At 40.0% G+C, this 16651-nt stretch carries 16 protein-coding genes; 11 read left to right on the plus strand and 5 right to left on the minus strand.

The window, feature by feature from the left end:
- A partial coding sequence (locus B4F91_RS12430) for a hypothetical protein (RefSeq protein ID WP_288635805.1) occupies positions 1–258 on the plus strand: 258 nt, incomplete at its 5' end.
- A gap of 504 nt (positions 259–762) precedes the next feature.
- Here the strand turns inward: B4F91_RS12430 and yejK are convergent.
- Positions 763–1779, minus strand: coding sequence for a nucleoid-associated protein YejK (yejK, locus tag B4F91_RS12435; RefSeq protein WP_004588924.1), 1017 nt, complete (start codon positions 1777–1779; stop codon positions 763–765).
- Positions 1780–1841: 62 nt separating this feature from the next.
- Between yejK and B4F91_RS12440 the strand changes: the two genes are divergently transcribed.
- The 6 genes from B4F91_RS12440 (at position 1842) to B4F91_RS12465 (ending at position 7610) form a co-directional block, all read left to right on the plus strand.
- Positions 1842–2054, plus strand: a complete 213-nt coding sequence (locus B4F91_RS12440; protein WP_004588923.1) for a DUF1414 domain-containing protein — start codon at positions 1842–1844, stop codon at positions 2052–2054.
- Positions 2055–2059: 5 nt separating this feature from the next.
- On the plus strand, positions 2060–3556 hold the full coding sequence (locus B4F91_RS12445; protein WP_286938859.1) for a DUF3413 domain-containing protein: 1497 nt from the start codon (positions 2060–2062) through the stop codon (positions 3554–3556).
- Between the two features lie 82 nt (positions 3557–3638).
- Positions 3639–4118 (plus strand): hypothetical protein, encoded by a 480-nt coding sequence (locus B4F91_RS12450; RefSeq protein WP_004588921.1) that lies wholly within the window; start codon positions 3639–3641, stop codon positions 4116–4118.
- A 200-nt stretch (positions 4119–4318) separates the two neighbouring features.
- Positions 4319–6037, plus strand: a complete 1719-nt coding sequence (gene aceK, locus B4F91_RS12455) for a bifunctional isocitrate dehydrogenase kinase/phosphatase (protein WP_286938861.1) — start codon at positions 4319–4321, stop codon at positions 6035–6037.
- A 17-nt stretch (positions 6038–6054) separates the two neighbouring features.
- A complete protein-coding gene (locus B4F91_RS12460; protein WP_024032602.1) occupies positions 6055–6993 on the plus strand; it encodes a LysR family transcriptional regulator in 939 nt (312 codons plus the stop codon).
- Between the two features lie 173 nt (positions 6994–7166).
- A complete protein-coding gene (locus B4F91_RS12465) occupies positions 7167–7610 on the plus strand; it encodes a ferritin-like domain-containing protein (protein ID WP_096041891.1) in 444 nt (147 codons plus the stop codon).
- Between the two features lie 302 nt (positions 7611–7912).
- Here the strand turns inward: B4F91_RS12465 and B4F91_RS12470 are convergent, their stop codons facing one another.
- The 3 genes from B4F91_RS12470 to B4F91_RS12480 are packed head-to-tail and all read right to left on the minus strand — an operon-like array spanning position 7913 to position 12620.
- A complete protein-coding gene (locus B4F91_RS12470) occupies positions 7913–10945 on the minus strand; it encodes a TonB-dependent receptor plug domain-containing protein (RefSeq protein ID WP_288635816.1) in 3033 nt (1010 codons plus the stop codon).
- A gap of 23 nt (positions 10946–10968) precedes the next feature.
- Positions 10969–12048 (minus strand): FecR family protein, encoded by a 1080-nt coding sequence (locus tag B4F91_RS12475; protein ID WP_004588916.1) that lies wholly within the window; start codon positions 12046–12048, stop codon positions 10969–10971.
- On the minus strand, positions 12045–12620 hold the full coding sequence (locus tag B4F91_RS12480) for an RNA polymerase sigma factor (protein ID WP_004588915.1): 576 nt from the start codon (positions 12618–12620) through the stop codon (positions 12045–12047). Before B4F91_RS12480 ends, B4F91_RS12475 begins: the two co-directional genes overlap by 4 nt.
- A gap of 119 nt (positions 12621–12739) precedes the next feature.
- Between B4F91_RS12480 and B4F91_RS12485 the strand changes: the two genes are divergently transcribed.
- Positions 12740–13255: a DUF2937 family protein gene (locus B4F91_RS12485; RefSeq protein WP_273609460.1), complete on the plus strand. Its 516-nt coding sequence runs from the start codon at positions 12740–12742 to the stop codon at positions 13253–13255.
- Here B4F91_RS12485 and B4F91_RS12490 read toward each other — a convergent pair.
- Positions 13235–14122, minus strand: a complete 888-nt coding sequence (locus B4F91_RS12490; protein WP_024032599.1) for a LysR family transcriptional regulator — start codon at positions 14120–14122, stop codon at positions 13235–13237. The genes B4F91_RS12485 and B4F91_RS12490 overlap by 21 nt on opposite strands.
- 120 nt (positions 14123–14242) lie before the next feature.
- Between B4F91_RS12490 and B4F91_RS12495 the strand changes: the two genes are divergently transcribed.
- The 3 genes from B4F91_RS12495 to B4F91_RS12505 all read left to right on the plus strand — a co-directional run bounded on the left by B4F91_RS12495 (position 14243) and on the right by B4F91_RS12505 (position 16650).
- Positions 14243–14893, plus strand: coding sequence for a peroxiredoxin-like family protein (locus B4F91_RS12495; RefSeq protein ID WP_024032598.1), 651 nt, complete (start codon positions 14243–14245; stop codon positions 14891–14893).
- The gene (locus B4F91_RS12500) at positions 14893–15660 is read left to right on the plus strand and encodes a haloacid dehalogenase type II (protein ID WP_286938000.1); all 768 of its coding nucleotides are present in this window, start codon (positions 14893–14895) and stop codon (positions 15658–15660) included. The genes B4F91_RS12495 and B4F91_RS12500 overlap by 1 nt, the downstream gene beginning before the upstream one ends.
- A gap of 381 nt (positions 15661–16041) precedes the next feature.
- Positions 16042–16650 carry a PilZ domain-containing protein gene (locus tag B4F91_RS12505; RefSeq protein ID WP_054982349.1) on the plus strand — a complete coding sequence of 203 codons (609 nt, stop codon included), beginning with the start codon at positions 16042–16044 and terminating at the stop codon, positions 16648–16650.
- Position 16651: the final 1 nt, after the last annotated feature.

The following is a 16651-nucleotide window of genomic DNA, read 5'->3' on the forward strand; positions in this document are numbered from 1 at the left end:
AAACCTGAGCCTGTTAAAGCAGAGACTGAAGTAGCTGAGCAAAAAGATGCCAATGCAAAAACGGTTATTAGCAAAGGGGCTGCAAGCGCACCTATGGCTCAACCGACACCAGTTGCTGATAGCGACGTAAAGCATACATCAGTTGCCATGGCACACGATAAACGTGAGTTAGTTCCTGATAGTGGCTTACGCGCAGGGTCAATTAAACCTGCAGGTCGTGCTAGTTCAGACATGACTAAAACAATGAGCGCTGAGTAACCCTTAGCCTCATTAAAAAGCCGCGCTATGTAAAAATAGCGCGGCTTTTTTTGTTTTAATACCTGTCTTGTCCTGAAATGTATTTTCTCATTTACCCCTCTTTCGCTTCTCTTTGCGTAATAGATTTTTAAGTGTTTTTATTAGTAAAAAATTAAAAAACCAAAACGCTGATTCTCGCGTGAGCAAGCTTCACGCCTACGGGCGAAATTTCATACAGTGAATTTAAAATTGTACACTCAAGCTTGTTGGTGTGATGGGCAAAGCCCGTAATAAACGCATATTCACAGAGAGGATAAGAGACGCTGCGCTTTTAGAGTGAGTAATAAAGCTAAACAAGCTAATTTGAAAGAGCTAATAAACAATAGCTTGTATTTTCTCAGTTACTCCTCTTTCACTTCTCTTTGTGCAATAGATTTTTAAGTGGCTTTACTACCTAGCAAAAATAAAAAAAACGCGATAAAAATATCGCGCTCTTAAATCGGCTTTTAACTAGATCAAATGAGTTTATTCGCTTTCATTTTCCATAAAGCGCTGTAACTGATCTTTTAAGTTTGGTGGAATGCCTTTAATAACCAGTGTATCGGTCGCTTCATTGTAAGTTACGCGCTCACCTAAATGTTTACGCTCAAAACTAACACTAACACCGCCCCCTAAACCCGAAAACTTAACCATACTGGTCACCGTTTTTTTATCGACCGGGAAAGAGTCTTCTAAATCGTAGCTTTGCTCTTTGCAAAAGTTATCAAACGGACTATCGTCACCTTTCGTTAGCGTAGCCGAAAGCTCAGTAACGCTTGCATCTTCACCTGTGGTCACACAATCGTTACAGTAGTCAAATACTTGCTTACGTAATTCGTCTTTTTCTGATTTATCGAATGATTGCTCCGATAAATAGTCTTCAACGGCATTAAGCATCACTTGGCTTTGTTGTTTAGGGTCTATGCCCTCTTCACAACCTAAAAAGTCTAAGAAAAAGTCTGCTACTTTTCGACCTGCTCGCCCTTTAATAAAAGAGATATAGCGATTGTCCTCAGCTTGAGTATCCCACGCGGTTAAATCGATACGTGCAGCTAGTTGCATGCGCGATATATCTAAGTGGCGCGACGCTGCTAAATCAAGCTCAGAGGTCATGCTGTAGTGCTCTTTAATATTGATCATAGCTATTAGCATGTAATCAGTAGCCACATACTGATAATGACAAAACACTAAGTAGCCTGTTTCGCTAAAGGCGTATTTATCTAACTCTTCTTTTAAAACAGTGGATGCCTGCTCGGTCATGTGCCAAAAGCCTAACTCGTCATTACGATAGCTTTGCATTGCCGAGGCTACAACACTGTTTTTATCGCCACTAAATGCACAGTAGCCTTTACCTGGCTTTGAGTTGTATGCATGATGAAGTTGTTCGATAAAAACAGCGACTTTATCGTTTATCACCATTTCATCGTTTCGTAGGTGAATTTGCGTATCGTCGTCTTTTTTGTCTACATAATGAACGACTAATTTTTTAACGTCTGTTGTCATCTTTGTTTTTCACGCCTCTGGTGTTAAAATACGAGAATATAACTCTTTTATTGAACCAACTGATGCCAATCTTATCAAAATACTCTAATGAAGAAGTAGAACAAATCGTCGATCAGCTTATTGATGTGCTAACGCAACACAATGCGCCGGTTGATTTAAGCCTTATGTGTTTAGGAAATTCTATCACGCATATCCTAAAAGAGCATGTACCTGCAGGGAAAAGACAAGCCGTAACTGAGAACTTTGCAAAAGCACTTGCTCAGTCGGTTAAATAAATTATATGAATTTATCGCAGCACAATCAGTTTTCGTCAAAAGCGAGTCAGTTATTAAGTTGGGGCCACTGGTTCACTTTTGCAAATATTGGTTTAGCGCTTTTTATTAGCCTAAGCTTTTTATTTGCAGATTCACCGCCAACTAGCTTTATGGGTATTACCTATATGTTAGTGACGTGGTTAAGCCATACGAGCTTTATCGCTTTTTTAGCATTTGTGCTGACGGTATTTCCTTTAAGCTTAGTGTTCCCCTACCCTCGACATATTCGAGGTATGGCTGCCGTTATTGCTACGCTTGGGGCGTCTATTTTAACGCTTGATGCGTATGTATACGTTAATTTGGGCTACCATTTAAGCTCTTCTGCGCTACCGGAAATCATTTCCTTACTGTGGCATCGTCTAACTAGCTCGCCTGCCCTTACTACATTGTTAGCCGGGGGGATTGTTTTACTCATTTTAGGCTTCCAGTTAGTTGTAAGTAACTATACATGGCAGCACTTAGCGCGTTTAAAACAACTTAAGTTTGCACGTTTTGCCAGCTCGTTTTTAGTATTATGTTTTGCACTTAGCCACAGTATTCACATTTGGGCAGATGCAAATTTAAAGTTTGATATAACAAAGCAAGATAACGTTTTACCGCTGTCGTACCCTACGACCGCTAAAAGCTTATTAGCAAAAAATGATTTGCTCGACATTGAAAGCTATAAACAAGCTCACAATGTAAGAATTAATAACCAAAATATTAATTACCAAATACCTGCGCCAATGCAAAAATGTGAAGATTACACTGCGCAGCAAGTCGATATTTTTGTATTTGATACCAACGAGCAGTTAAAACGCTTTGTTGCCAAGCATAAAAACCTACATAAAACTGATCAGTTTTTACAGCCAACACACCATGGCGATAGCTTGTTTAGTTTAGTGTATGGCTTACCTTCTTTTTATAAAATGGCTATTTTATCAGAGCAAACCTTACCTGCTTGGCAAAGTCAGCGCAGAAGCATAGAGCTTGCTGGAATTGAAAAGCTAAGCTTTATAAACGATCAAGCTCATTCAAACAGTGCAATTAAAATCATTAAAGGTGAAGATAATCCGTCTCCTCGCAGTGACGACACCCATATTTTTGCGTTTAGCTTAGCTAATAATAGCTCGGAAGTAGTTACATCATCGGTGTTATACAGCTCAGATAAGCGAATAGCCAAGGTAGATGGACTTATTCAACCCAGTGATATTATTGCAACCAGTGTAGGCCAATACTTAAACTGTAAGTCTGTGGTTAAACAAACCATGCTAGGTGAAAACCTGTATAAGAAAAAAACGGACACTGGCGTGAATTACTCGCAAGGCGTAGTTATTGCTTACAAAAAAGATAGAATTACGCTAATAGATTCAGACGGTAACTATAAAAATATATCTGCCGCTGAAGGTTTTTCTATTGAGCAAAGCCTCGATATCCCGTTTTTAGTACAAAGTATTAAAAAGCTAAAAACCTACACACAATAGCCCTATCCCTTAACCTAGCTTGCTATAACACCAAGCTAGGTTATATTTACTAAATCATAGTAAACGCTCAGGGATGAAATTAATGCAAAAACACACACTTTTTTTATGCGCAGTAATGGTATGCCCACTTTCTCTTCAAGCGCAAAATGCCACAACTTACTATAAATGCGTGACAAAAAACGGCACTATCTTTTCGCAATTCCCTTGTAACGATAACGCTACCGCCTACACAATTAATACAGTATCGGGAATTAATACTGCACCGGCACAAGATTACACAAAAGAGCTAAACGCATTAGAGCGCGAACGGATTGTGCTTGACCTGCAAGCTGAGCTGAGAAGTAATACTAATAAATTAGCGATTATAAAACGTAAAAAAGACCGCGCAGAATACAACCAACAACAGCGCCTCAACCGTATTTTAGATGACGAGGACAAAAAGTTAATTAGCAAAGATATTACCAAGCAATTAAAAATAATAAATAAAGATCATAAAAAGCAAACCACCGAAATTGAAAAGCGCATTAAAAAGTTAGAGAAAAAAATAGCCTCCTACCAATAACTTAGCTTTTGCCATCACACTCAATTATGCTTTAATCTAAAAGTATAAAAACTGAGAATATTTATCTTGGTTTTAAACTTAAAATAACATAACCTTAACAACCATAGAGTTAAAGCTCTAACGTGTATAACACTACAGCACCACTAACATTTATAAATGCTGTACTAAAATCGTTATATACACTTTTTTAAGGAGTGTTTATGCAGCCACGCCACATAGCTGAATTAATTTTAACGGGTTTTAAAAAGCATTATCAGCTGTTTCAAAAAACCACCGCCCAAGCCCCGCTTGCCTTTGCAAAGCGCGATTGGCAGCAAATTAATGAAATTAGTAAACTGCGTATTAGTTACTACGACGACAGAGTAAACGAAACCACTAAAGCATTAAAACAAGCACAGTTAACTGAGCAATTAAATGAGCAGCTTTGGCTTGAAGTAAAAATACTGTACCAACGCTTTTTATGCTTTCATCCTCAAGCTGAACTTGCCGAAACATTTTATAACTCAGTATTTTGCCGTTTGTACCACAGAAGCTATTTTCATAACGACTTTATATTTGTACAAGCCACATTAAAAGATGCCCCTGCCATTCCTGTTGAGGCAGAGTACCGCAGCTACTTTCCAGTGGTGGATGGTTTAAAGCCCACAATAAAGCGTATTATTGAGCATTTTGATTTTAAAGCCCCGTTTGTAAATTTAGAGCGGGATATACGTTTGCTCGTAAAGGCATTTTACAAACAAGCACCCGACACTCACCACCAGCCTTGGCAAATGCGCTTTGATATTTTGCACGCGCCTTTTTATCGTAACAAAGCAGCTTACATAGTCGGCCGTGTGGTCTCTCAAAGCGGTGTGCAGCCTTTTATTATTGCGGTACTTCATCACGAAGATAAAGGCTTATACCTTGATGCGCTATTAACCAAATCATCGCAAATGCGGGTTATTTTTGGCTTTGCACGCGCTTATTTTATGGTTGAAACCCATGCGCCCTCAGCCATGGTGCGGTTTTTAAATCAACTTATGCCTAATAAAACACTCGCTGAGCTTTATAATGCCATTGGGTTTCATAAACAAGGTAAGACTGAGTTTTACCGTGAATTTTTACATCACTTGTCTCACTCAGACGATAACTTTATTATAGCGCCAGGCACACCAGGCATGGTGATGATGGTATTTACGCTGCCCTCTTTTGGCTATGTATTTAAAGTAATTAAAGATAAGTTTGGCGAAAGCAAACCGTTTGGCCGCGAGACCGTGCTTAAACGCTATCAACTGGTAAAAAGCCATGATCGGGTTGGCCGCATGGCCGATACCATAGAATACTCTAACGTCGTATTTCCTTTGGCACGCTTTGATAGTAATTTACTGGCGCAGCTACACAAAACCATTGGCTCATCTATGGTAATTGAAGGCCCGTGGCTTATTATCAAGCATTTATATATTGAAAGGCGCATGACACCGCTTAATTTATTTTTAGAAAACGCCAGCGAAGAAAGTGCTGCCGATGCAATAGAAGAGTACGGCCAAGCACTTAAAGAAATGATTGCGGTAAATATATTCCCAGGCGATATGCTGCTTAAAAACTTTGGGGTAAGCAAACACAAGCGCATTATTTTTTACGACTACGATGAGGTTCAATACTTAACAGATATGAACTTTAGGGCGTTACCTAAGGCCAAAAGCTATGATGATTACTTAACTGATGAACAAAGTTACTCAGTTGCGCCGCAAGATGTTTTTCCTGAGCAACTTTGTACCTTTGTTATGCCAAACCCAAAGTACAAACAGTTTTTGCTCAGTACACACCCCGAGCTTGTTGATGTTAGTTTTTGGAAGCAAGCTCAGCAAAATATAAAAAAGGGTCATGTTAGTCACATATACCCATACCCGACAGCACAACGCTTTATTCATCACTGGTAAGCGTTAAAGGACACACAATGAACATAAGTAAAATAGATTTAAATTTGCTGGTTTACCTCGACACCCTATTACGTGAGTGTAACGTAACCCGCGCCGCTAACCAGTTAAGTATTACTCAACCAGCTATGAGTAACGGCCTTAAGCGTTTAAGAAACTTGTTTAACGATCCAATTTTGGTACGTACCAGTGAAGGTATGGTCCCCACAGAGCGTGCTATAGAGCTGCAACCGGTTATTCGCGGTATATTAATGACCCTAGAAGAAACCCTCGCACCTAATCGCGAATTTGAAGCCAGCCAAAGTAAACGTGTATTTAGAATAATGGCCAGTGACTATGCAGCCAGTACATTAGCGCCAAAGCTTTTAAGTAAACTTCATGAAGAAGCGCCCGATACAACCCTAGATATACTTACGCCTAGTGATGTAACATTTCATGATGTTGAAAATGGTAAAGTGGATATGGCAATTAACCGCTTTGAAAACCTTCCGCAATCTTTTCATCATAAACGTATATGGAAAGACAGCTTTTGCTGCTTAGTAAAAGCCGACAACCCAATTATCGAAAACTTTAGCCTAGACAGCTATTTAAAAGCCCGCCACATATGGGTAAGTAAAACCGGCTTTGGGGTTGGCGTAGGTATGGACCCTAAAGATGTACAAAAGCTAGGTTGGGTAGATGAAGCACTTGCCCATTTTGGTAAACACCGAAATATTGCCACGTTTACCCGTAATTACCACGTAGCCATTCATTTAGCAAAAGAGCAAAATTTAGTGGCGACCTTACCCTCAAAGGCTGCCAATATTTACTTAGATGATGCAGGCCTTAAAATTTTAGAGCCTCCATTTCCTATACCACCTTTTGAACTAGATATGATTTGGAGCCCTTTACTGCATCGCGATGCAAGTCATATTTGGTTACGCCAAAAAGTAGCCGAAGTGGCGGATGAGCTTAAATAACCTTATTACAAAAGCCATGTAAAATTTGCGAGGTTGTTTTATTTTAAATAGCCTTGCAGCTTGCTGAATAAAGAAATAATCAATAATTACAATAGTTTAAAAATTAAAATGAAATTGGAATGGCCTTTGCTTTGGTTACTATGAAACTTAAATTCATGTAAAGAGAGGTCATTATGAATACCCATCAAGGAACAGAAGCAACTCATATTACTGACATCATCCAAGTAATGAACAGTGGCATTGATTTTTATCAAAAAGCGCAAGAGAAAGTTGAAGACCCAGCCATTGGCGCATTATTTCAACGCATGATTGACGCACGAAAAGTAAGTGTTGAGCGCTTACAACCTTATGCTGTTAACGAAAAAGGTGAGCGTGAAGACGGCTCTTCTTTTGCTGTAGAAGCACGCAGAGCTTACACAGCCCTACTTACTACGTTTAGTTCTCATAACGATAAAACATACGTTAAAGAGCTTGAAGAGGTAGAAGATAAAACACTTGAAGAAATTAAAGCAGCGATGGATAAACCACAGCCAGCCGACTGTGAAGCAGCCTTAGCGAAAACCTTGCTAACGATGCAAAGCTGCCACACCGAAATGAGCCGTATGCAAAAGCATTAATTTTCAATTGCATATATTTAAAACCCAGCCTAGCCGCTGGGTTTTTTATTATTTCAACGTCCAGTTTAAACCCTGCTATGTATAGCCAAGTCCAAAATGCCTCATTTAGTATTATCAAAGCCATACAGGGGGTATACCAATCCGTAATAATGTTTAATTAAGCGAATTGGTATAATTTAACGCTGAGGTAAGGCGCAACACAATAAAAAATCGCGGTTTACAAATAAATGCTAAAAAGGCTAAATACAAAAAAAGGGCCTAACGGCCCTTTGAACTTAAATAACATAAGGGAGTGTTATTTATTAAAAACGGTATTCTGCGCCTACATAGTAATAAGCACCATTAAAGCCAAATGGCGCTGAACGGCGAGAGTATTCAAATACCCCATCGCTGCTTACAATCGTATTGCCATTTGAATCTACAATTGTGCCCGAGCGTGAGTTACCAATGGTGTTTTTATCTGGGTACACGTCAAATAAGTTATTTGCACCAATATTTACAGATAAATCTTCAGTAACGAAGTAATTAACTTTAACGTCAGTTAAAATTTCTGCACCGTAGGTTTGGCGTCCGCCATCTTCTACTGTGTATTCACCAAAGCGGTTGAGTGAAAGGTTTACAGTCCAATCACCACGCTGATAAAGTGCACTTAAGTTGATGCGATCTTCTGGTTGCCACTCTTCAATAATTGAAATTTCTTGATCAGAGAAAACATCTTCAACAGGTACGGTTTCAAGCCCTGAGCCCGATGGCGTAAATAACGATACCACCTCAGTTTCAGTAAAGTTAGCTGCTAAAGTAAAATCAAGCGTGCCACCTAACCCCTCGGTATTCCAAGTAGCTACAAAATCAATACCCGAAGTTTCGGTATCTGCACCATTTAAGAAAAACTGCCCTGCACCTGCACCTGAACTGATTAATGCAGCATCAAGGCTTGAAGAAAGCCCTTTGCCTAAACGATTACTAATTACTATGCGGTCGTCAATATCAATTGAGTAGTAATCCACAGTAACATTAATGTTATCCGTTACGTTGTAGACAATACCTAAACTACGGTTTTGCGATTTTTCTTCTTTAAGTTTTGGAATACCTAAACTTTGTGCAAGGGTTGAATCGTTTCTGAATGTACCTACTTCTTCAGCAACTAATGAGCCGTCTTCAGCCACAACGAATTGCGTGCTGATATTGTTAAAATACAATTGCTGCATTGATGGCGCTCTAAAGCCTGAGCTTAATGCACCACGCAGTGACACATCATCAGTAATTGCCCAGTTACCTGCAAGCTTAAAGTTTACCGTGTCGCCAAAGCCTTTGTAATTATCGTAACGCAGTGCGCCTGATAAAATGACATCTTCAATTAGGTAGGTTTCTGCATCAAGGTAAAACGAAATTACATCGCGTGACTCATCAACCGATGATGCCGGCGAAGAACCACCAAAACCTTGCGTACCGCCAGAGGCATCTTCAGAGCCTACACCGCCACTTAAACCACTATAAATACTTACCCCATCAAGGGTGTCGTAATCACGATAAGCATATTCGCTGCCCTCTAAAATACGGTATTCATCGGTACGAATTTCTGCACCCATAGCCAGCGAGTAGTCATCAAAGTTTTGCGTAAAATCTATATTAATGGTTTGCAGTGATAACTCCATGCCATAGGCATAGGCTTCACGCGGAATAGTACTACGAATATCAGCGGCACTTAAACCTTGCTCGTAACGTAAAAAGTTAGCGTACGAGGCATTAATTGTGTCACTTGTTGTGTAATCAATGCTGTTTTCACCGTAGGTGTACGATACATCTAAACTTGCATCGTTATCAAAATCGGTTTTGTAACCAAAGTTGTAAGAAATATCATCAATTGTGGTATTAATTTTAGGTAAAAAGCCTAACGGGATAGTTGCATCGTTATCTTGCAAAACAGGGTTACCGCCCGCATTCGCATTATGACGGAAAAACGCTGCTGATTCGTTATCGCGCGTTGAATAAGTAATAAAGCCATACAGCTCACCATCACCTAACTCATACCCTGTATTAACGGTTAAGCCAAATTGTTGTGAGTCGGCATCACCAATACGAAAAGTGTCTCTGTCGGCGGTCAGTTCACGCGGATCGCCTGCCAGTAAAGTACCGTCGCTAAGCTCTGTACAGCCATAAAACTGACACGAGCCGTGCAAACCTGCGCGGTTAGTAGGCGAGCGGTCGCGGTAATTAAGTGTTGCATTTAAGTAGCCGCTATCACCTAGGGCAAACCCTTTATTAAAATCAACGTTTACTGTTTCGCCATCACCCTCTGAGTATTGGCCGTAATTAACCGCTGCTTTGCCGCCTTCACTACCATCTTTTAGTACAATATTAATTACACCGGCAATTGCATCTGAGCCGTATTGCGCTGCTGCGCCGTCTCGTAAAACTTCTATACGTTTAATAGCTGAGGCTGGAATAGCATTCATATCGGTACCTGCGGTACCACGCCCTACTGAGGTATTGATATGAATAATACTTGCCTGGTGGCGGCGCTTACCATTAATAAGCACAAGTGTTTGGTCAGGCCCTAAACCACGCAGTGTTGCAGGTCGTAAGGCGTCAGTGCCGTCACTGATTGACGAGCTTGAAAAGTTAAATGAAGGTGCAATAGATTGCAACATACGGCCAACTTCGGTTTGGCCTGTGTTTTCAAGTGCTTCAGCACTTAAAATATCAACGGGTACGGGTAAATCTTCTACTGAGCGCCCTGCTACGCGGCTACCTACAATAGCAATTTTTTCTATTTTCTCTTGTGCAACATCCTCTGCTGCATTCACACCGTGTGAATTTGCTGCAAGCAATGCTGGTAATACAGCTGCACTAACCCCTGAAAGCTTCATCATGTTGTTATCTTTCCTATTGATTTGTTTGAGTTTTATACTCAGTAAACCATTTTGATCAACAACCGCATCGAGCTCAGTCCCACTTAATAATGCTTGCAGTGCATCTAATTGGGTATAAAAACCATAAACCGAATTTGCTTGGTAATTTTTTGCCAACTCATAAGAAAACACCACGGTTTGCTCTGTTTGTTTAGCAAATTCTATTAAGGCTTTGTCTGCTCGCTGCGCTTGTATATCAAATTGCACCATTTGCCCAGTGGTCTGTGTTGCCCCTTGCACACTCAAGCTAAAAATAGCCGGAGCAAGTACACTTAAACCACTAAATAAATGCGTTTGGTTACTGCGCAATTTATATAAACAGCTGACAAACAAAATTCCTCTATAGTTTTTTATCTTTTTTTTAAACTTTTTTTTAAACTTTTTTTTACTAATAACATTTAAAGATGCAACTTTACCTAACATTTGTTTGATATGCATAACATTTCTTATGATTTAGTTTGCTGTGTTAGGCTCACCATATGTTCACCTAAACGCTCATGCTCAATTGCAAAGTTAGTCTGTAAACTCTCAAGTAGCCCCTCAACATCGCCAGCTTTAAATACACCTGCCACTTTTATATTGGCAAGCTCATCGCTTGAAAGCTCAAAACGCGTAGAGGTGTAACGGCTCACTTCATTTAATGCATCGCTTAAATGCTCGCCATTAAAAATTAACATGCCATTTTGCCACGCTAAATCACGCTGTACGTCATCCACAGAAAGCTGCGTGATAGGTTTAGTAATGCTTTGCTCTATAATTGCTTTTTCGCCAGAGATAACAATATTGGCATTGATTTTACGTACTTTTTTAGCGTTATTATCAGCCAGTTGGTAGTCTTTAAAATCGTTGGCACTTACCGCAACACTTGGGTCGGTGATCATCACTTTACCTTCGGTTACAACCAGCTCTAAATCAGAAGAGGTATTGCGTTGTACATTAAATACAGTACCAAGTGCCGTAAAGCTCTTATCGCCAGCCATCACACTAAATGGGCGCGATGCATCTTTTGCTACATTAAAACGCCCTTCCCCCTTGCTCAGTAATAACTGACGACGGCCTTTGCTATAAGCTACCTCTAATAGGCTATTCGTGTTTAATTGCACTATGGTGCCGTCGGGTAAAACATACGTGGCTTGTTCGCCCACCTTCGTTGTATATATTTTGGTGTAATTTATTTTAGCCAGCTCTTCGTTGTAGCCGTTTTCAAGGTTAATTAATAAGTAACTACACACCATTAATGCTGCAAATAAGCTCGCGGCAATGGCACTAGAAAACGCCCATCTTTTTTTCTGGGGCTGTTTTACACTTCTATGCGGAAATAAACTGCTTAACTCGTTTAATACGGCCAATTCATCCCATAGCTGCGCAAGTTCGTAGACGGCATCTTGATGGGCGGTGCTTTGCATCATCCAAAGCTTAAATTGCTCTTTTTCAATTTCGCTTAAGCCCCTATCAATTGCGCTGATCCATTGGCAGGCTTTTTCTAAAATTAAATCTTTTGATGTAAATTGATGAACATTACTCATTTTGCTGCCCTCTCAATTGATAGAGCCGAATTACAAGCAGAATTATGTGCCGCAGATTGGTTATGATTTTGTTCATGTTCTTTCATGTATAACATGGTTTGTAATAAACCTTTGGCAATGTGTTTTTCTACTGTGCTTTCACTTAATTGCATGTGCTGGGCGATTTCTTTTTGGCTCATACCGTACACTTTTTTAAATATAAAGCATTTACGGATAGAAGAATTTAGTTGATCCGTTGCTCTGCAAAAAAGTAAAAAACGCTCTTTTGAGGTGTATTCATCCTCAAGTTGTGAGGATTTAAGCAGCGGGGGTAATTCTGCGTCGTGCTCTAACGAGTCATTAAACTTGTTATCCCACTTGGCTATATGATTAAGCGCTAAGTGCTTTGCAGTTTTAAGCATGTAACTGCGTCTAAACTGAATATCTTGTTTTAAATCAGCTTCGTAGCTTTTAATAAAGGTTTCTTGCACAATGTCTTCTACGTCATCGGGCTGTACAATACGCGACACAAAGCGTTTTAACTGCTTAGTGATATCAACAAACGTTGATGTCATATTTACTTTGGTAGTCATCCTTAACATAGGCCTATTGTTATTTTTATTACCGATAGATTACGAGTTTTTGGCATAAAAACAAGCGCAAATGTTAATTTAGCGTTGTTTAGGTGGGTTTTGAGTAAACAGGAGATCAAATGAGTAAATTATTAGATTACATAAGGCTCAGTTTTTTTGCAGCAGGTTTACTATTAGGGGTACAAATACCAGCCTTTGTAAGCGACTTTGGGCACGCTTTAGATGCACATTTAATTGAAGCAAATAACGCATTAGCCCCGTTTAAAAAAGATGCTCAAAACTACTTTAACAACGATTTAAACAAGTTAATTGCCCACTATGAAAATATTGGTGATGATATTGTGGGTAAAGGGGCTACCCATATTAAAAGCCTCAATAATCGCCAGCACTCTTTACAAGTGGCAGTTAATAACTTTAACCAATCGCCCTATTTATTTACTTTAACCAGCGACTTTCTCACCATTAAAAAGCAAGTATGGCAACGCTTTGAAGGGCAAATAGTGTTAAAAAAAGACTCCATAATAGCAGCGCTAGTTAGCGCCATTATTATTGCTATTTTTGCTGAGTTTATTGGCTTTGTAACCTTATTCATTATTAAGCGCGGGTATTACCGCTTATTCATAGCTGGCAAATAAAGACTTCATAAACTCATAAAACACCTCGGTTTTACGGGTTGTTAAGCTATTTTGAGGCCGTAAAAACCACACCGGCGCGTCGCTTTGGGCCATTACATTGGGCATCACCTCTACTAAGTTTCCGGCACTTAGCTCATCGTTAATCGCAATTTTAGATTTAATGGCTATGCCATGTCCGGCAAGGGCTGCTTGCGTCATGTTATCGGAATTAGAAATAGTAAAGCGCGTTTTGGCATTAAAGGTGTGTATTTTATTATTTTCATCATACAGTTTTAACTGCCTTTGCCAGGGTAAACACACCCAATAGTGCGTACTCAGTTCGCTTAGTGTACAAGGCATACCATGCTTTTTTATATAACTTGGCGCTGCACATAAAATCCGGGAGTTGTTGACAATTTTGCGAGAAAGCAGGCCAGAATCGGTTAATTGCCCTACTCTAATTGCCACATCTTGTGCATCATCGACCACATTGACAAAATGATCAGTAATTAAAAAGTCGAGCTTTAGTTGCGGGTATTGGGTTTCAAACTCGGTCAACTTAGGCATAACATACTTTGAAAAAACCCACGGTGGCATAGTCACACGTAATAACCCGCTCACTGAAGAGCTTCGTGCGCCAATGCTGTGCTCTGCATCGTGCAAGGCTTCTATAATAGCCCCTACGCGATGATAAAATAGCTCACCGGCGGGCGATAACCTCACTCGTCTGCTGTCTCTAAACACTAACACGGTTGAAAGCTCACGCTCGAGCTTGCTTAGCCTGTGGCTTACTGTTGCCGGCGACAAACGCTGCTCACGCGCAGCTGCAAGCACCCCTTTATTTTCTACTACGGCAATAAATGTTTCTAGGTCACTTAAATTATACATACATTTGGCTAGGCAGTTTTTGGTGTTTAATATTTTCGAATGAAGCTTTCAGTTTTGCAATATATATTTAAATAACTAAAACACCCATAATCGCCATACAGTTATATTCGAGATTTAATAATGAGTTTAAAATCACAGATTGATGCCTATAACGTGCAAAAAGAAGCGAAGCTACCTGGCGATGTATTAGCCCTTATGGCGCAGACAAATGAAGAGCTCATTGCTCAGCATATAAAAGATAATGCGCTACAGGTAGGCGCTAAAGTAAGCAATTTCAGCTTAAACAATCATAGCGCTGAGCAAGTTGAGCTCGCTGATTTATTAAATAATGGCCCGGTAATAATTAGCTTTTACCGTGGTAACTGGTGTCCATATTGTAATTTAGAGCTAAAAGCACTTAATGATCACTTACCCGAATTTAAAACGCACAATGCGCAGTTAGTTGCGATATCGCCACAATTACCCGACGAGACATTATCTAGCGCACAAAAAAATGCCCTTGAATTCGATGTGCTTTCAGATATTAATAACAAGGTGGCCGAGCAATTTGGTTTACTGTTTACTTTAGACGAGCGTATTGTGGCGCTTTATAGCCAGTTTGGAATTGATTTTGAAAAGTACTACGGCAATAAAAGTTATAAATTACCTTTACCTGCAACCTATGTAATTAACCAAAAAGGCATAATTACGTATGCCTTTTTAAACGAAGACTATACCCTACGCGCAGAGCCTACTGATGTATTGGCCGCCCTTGAATCGGAGCAACACTAATGTCTATTTTAAAATCGTTAAAAACCCTTACCCTATCACTACTTGTTGGTTCTAGCCTTGCCTCTGGCTACGCTATGGCTGAGGAGCCACAGGCACAAGTGAAACCTAAAGTACTTATTTTTGATGTAAACGAAACCTTGTTAGATTTAACCTCCATGCGCACCTCTATTGGTAAAGCGCTTGGCGGGCGTGAAGATTTATTACCACTTTGGTTTTCGACCATGTTGCATCATTCACTCGTTGATACTGTAAGTGGCAATTACCACGATTTTGGTCAAATTGGCGTTGCATCGCTGCGCATGGTTGCCAAAAATAACAACATAGCTATTACGAATGAACAAGCAAAAACAGCCATTGTCACCCCGCTTTTAACCCTACCTCCTCACAAAGATGTGAAAGAAGGACTGGCAAAACTCAAAGCACAGGGCTATAAGTTAGTAAGTCTGACAAATTCTTCGAACAAAGGCGTTAAAGCCCAGTTTGAGAGCGCTGGGTTAATGTCGTTCTTTGATGCGCGTTACAGCATTGAAGATATTAAAGTTTATAAACCAGACTTACGTGCCTATGAGTGGGTGTTAACAAAATTAAATGTAAAAGCAAATGAAGCAATGATGGTAGCGGCGCACGGTTGGGATGTAGCAGGTGCTAAAGAAGCCGGGTTACAAACAACCTTTATCGCCCGCCCAGGTAAAACACTTTACCCACTGGCAAAAAAACCAGACCACGTTGTGAAAGATTTACATGAATTAGCCGCTCTACTTAAATAAGCACTCCCAGCGCTAATTAATCAATACCCAAGCGGCCGATGTTAGGATGACATTGGCCGCTTTTTTATTAGGGCGTGTTGATTTTTGATAGTTAAATTTGCAGCAGCGAGTTTGGTTTTTAGGCAAGGCAGAGCCTATGAAGTGTAGTTATTTTACATAAATAGGCGAAACGCAGTAGCAGTTATCATGTCCACTAGGTTACAAACCTCGCGCCGCAATTTAAACGCCCCTAGATTAAATAAATTTCAATCCGCAAAGTTCAACACGCCCTAATCAACATTCTTAAAAACTGGCTTATAAACAAACCATTTAGCATTTTTATCTGCTAGCAATTTACTCCCCACAACGCTACTATTTAATGAATACGCAGTGGAGATAATTATGAACAGTCAAAGATTAAGCGAATTTGAAGAATACTTTCAAATAAATGAAAGCATTCGAGTAAACTTATTTGCTGTAGAAAATCAGTTAGTGCCGCAATCTCAACTCGCGCTTGAAGACGACATACCTCCGCTATTTAAGCTAGCTAACGAAGTCAGTGAGCTTGAACAGGCCTCTTTAAGACCCCTTAGAAACCTAGGCGATTTAGCACAAGAGCTGGCGGCTTTTTTACAAGCACAGTCGCGTAAAATTGATTTAATAATGAGCCACATTTTAGCCTCAGAGCAAGCTCAAGATAACGCCATACAGTGCGATAGCTACGGCGGAGGCGGCATTCGCTTTACTTCGCCTGATGTATACGCAATAGGCCAAGCTTTTAGAACAAAGCTATTTTTGCACCACGAAGCCTCAGCCGTTTACTGCTATACAGAAGTTGTGGCCGTTGAAAAACAAGACAGCGAACATTACCAATACACATTACTGTTTACTGCAATAAGAACCACAGACCAAGAATTAGTTGTCAGAGCCAGCTTACATGCACAAACACGCCAGCTAAAAAAACGCCAAGAACTCGAGCAAATTGACGATGATTCTAGCGGCGATAAATAGC

Source organism: Pseudoalteromonas sp. UBA6610 (assembly GCF_002433295.1).
Taxonomy (GTDB): Bacteria; Pseudomonadota; Gammaproteobacteria; order Enterobacterales; family Alteromonadaceae; genus Pseudoalteromonas; species Pseudoalteromonas atlantica.

Excerpts from the sequence above, each read along its gene's own strand:
- B4F91_RS12450 (WP_004588921.1), top strand. The coding sequence starts at position 3,639 with ATGCAAAAACACACACTTTTTTTATGCGCAGTAATGGTATGCCCACTT.
- B4F91_RS12500 (WP_286938000.1), top strand. The coding sequence starts at position 14,893 with ATGTCTATTTTAAAATCGTTAAAAACCCTTACCCTATCACTACTTGTT.
- B4F91_RS12465 (WP_096041891.1), top strand. The coding sequence starts at position 7,167 with ATGAATACCCATCAAGGAACAGAAGCAACTCATATTACTGACATCATC.
- B4F91_RS12495 (WP_024032598.1), top strand. The coding sequence starts at position 14,243 with ATGAGTTTAAAATCACAGATTGATGCCTATAACGTGCAAAAAGAAGCG.
- B4F91_RS12475 (WP_004588916.1), bottom strand. The coding sequence starts at position 12,048 with ATGAGTAATGTTCATCAATTTACATCAAAAGATTTAATTTTAGAAAAA.
- B4F91_RS12490 (WP_024032599.1), bottom strand. The coding sequence starts at position 14,122 with ATGTATAATTTAAGTGACCTAGAAACATTTATTGCCGTAGTAGAAAAT.
- B4F91_RS12485 (WP_273609460.1), top strand. The coding sequence starts at position 12,740 with ATGAGTAAATTATTAGATTACATAAGGCTCAGTTTTTTTGCAGCAGGT.
- B4F91_RS12480 (WP_004588915.1), bottom strand. The coding sequence starts at position 12,620 with ATGACTACCAAAGTAAATATGACATCAACGTTTGTTGATATCACTAAG.
- yejK (WP_004588924.1), bottom strand. The coding sequence starts at position 1,779 with ATGACAACAGACGTTAAAAAATTAGTCGTTCATTATGTAGACAAAAAA.
- B4F91_RS12460 (WP_024032602.1), top strand. The coding sequence starts at position 6,055 with ATGAACATAAGTAAAATAGATTTAAATTTGCTGGTTTACCTCGACACC.
- B4F91_RS12505 (WP_054982349.1), top strand. The coding sequence starts at position 16,042 with ATGAACAGTCAAAGATTAAGCGAATTTGAAGAATACTTTCAAATAAAT.
- B4F91_RS12445 (WP_286938859.1), top strand. The coding sequence starts at position 2,060 with ATGAATTTATCGCAGCACAATCAGTTTTCGTCAAAAGCGAGTCAGTTA.
- aceK (WP_286938861.1), top strand. The coding sequence starts at position 4,319 with ATGCAGCCACGCCACATAGCTGAATTAATTTTAACGGGTTTTAAAAAG.
- B4F91_RS12470 (WP_288635816.1), bottom strand. The coding sequence starts at position 10,945 with ATGTTAGGTAAAGTTGCATCTTTAAATGTTATTAGTAAAAAAAAGTTT.
- B4F91_RS12440 (WP_004588923.1), top strand. The coding sequence starts at position 1,842 with ATGCCAATCTTATCAAAATACTCTAATGAAGAAGTAGAACAAATCGTC.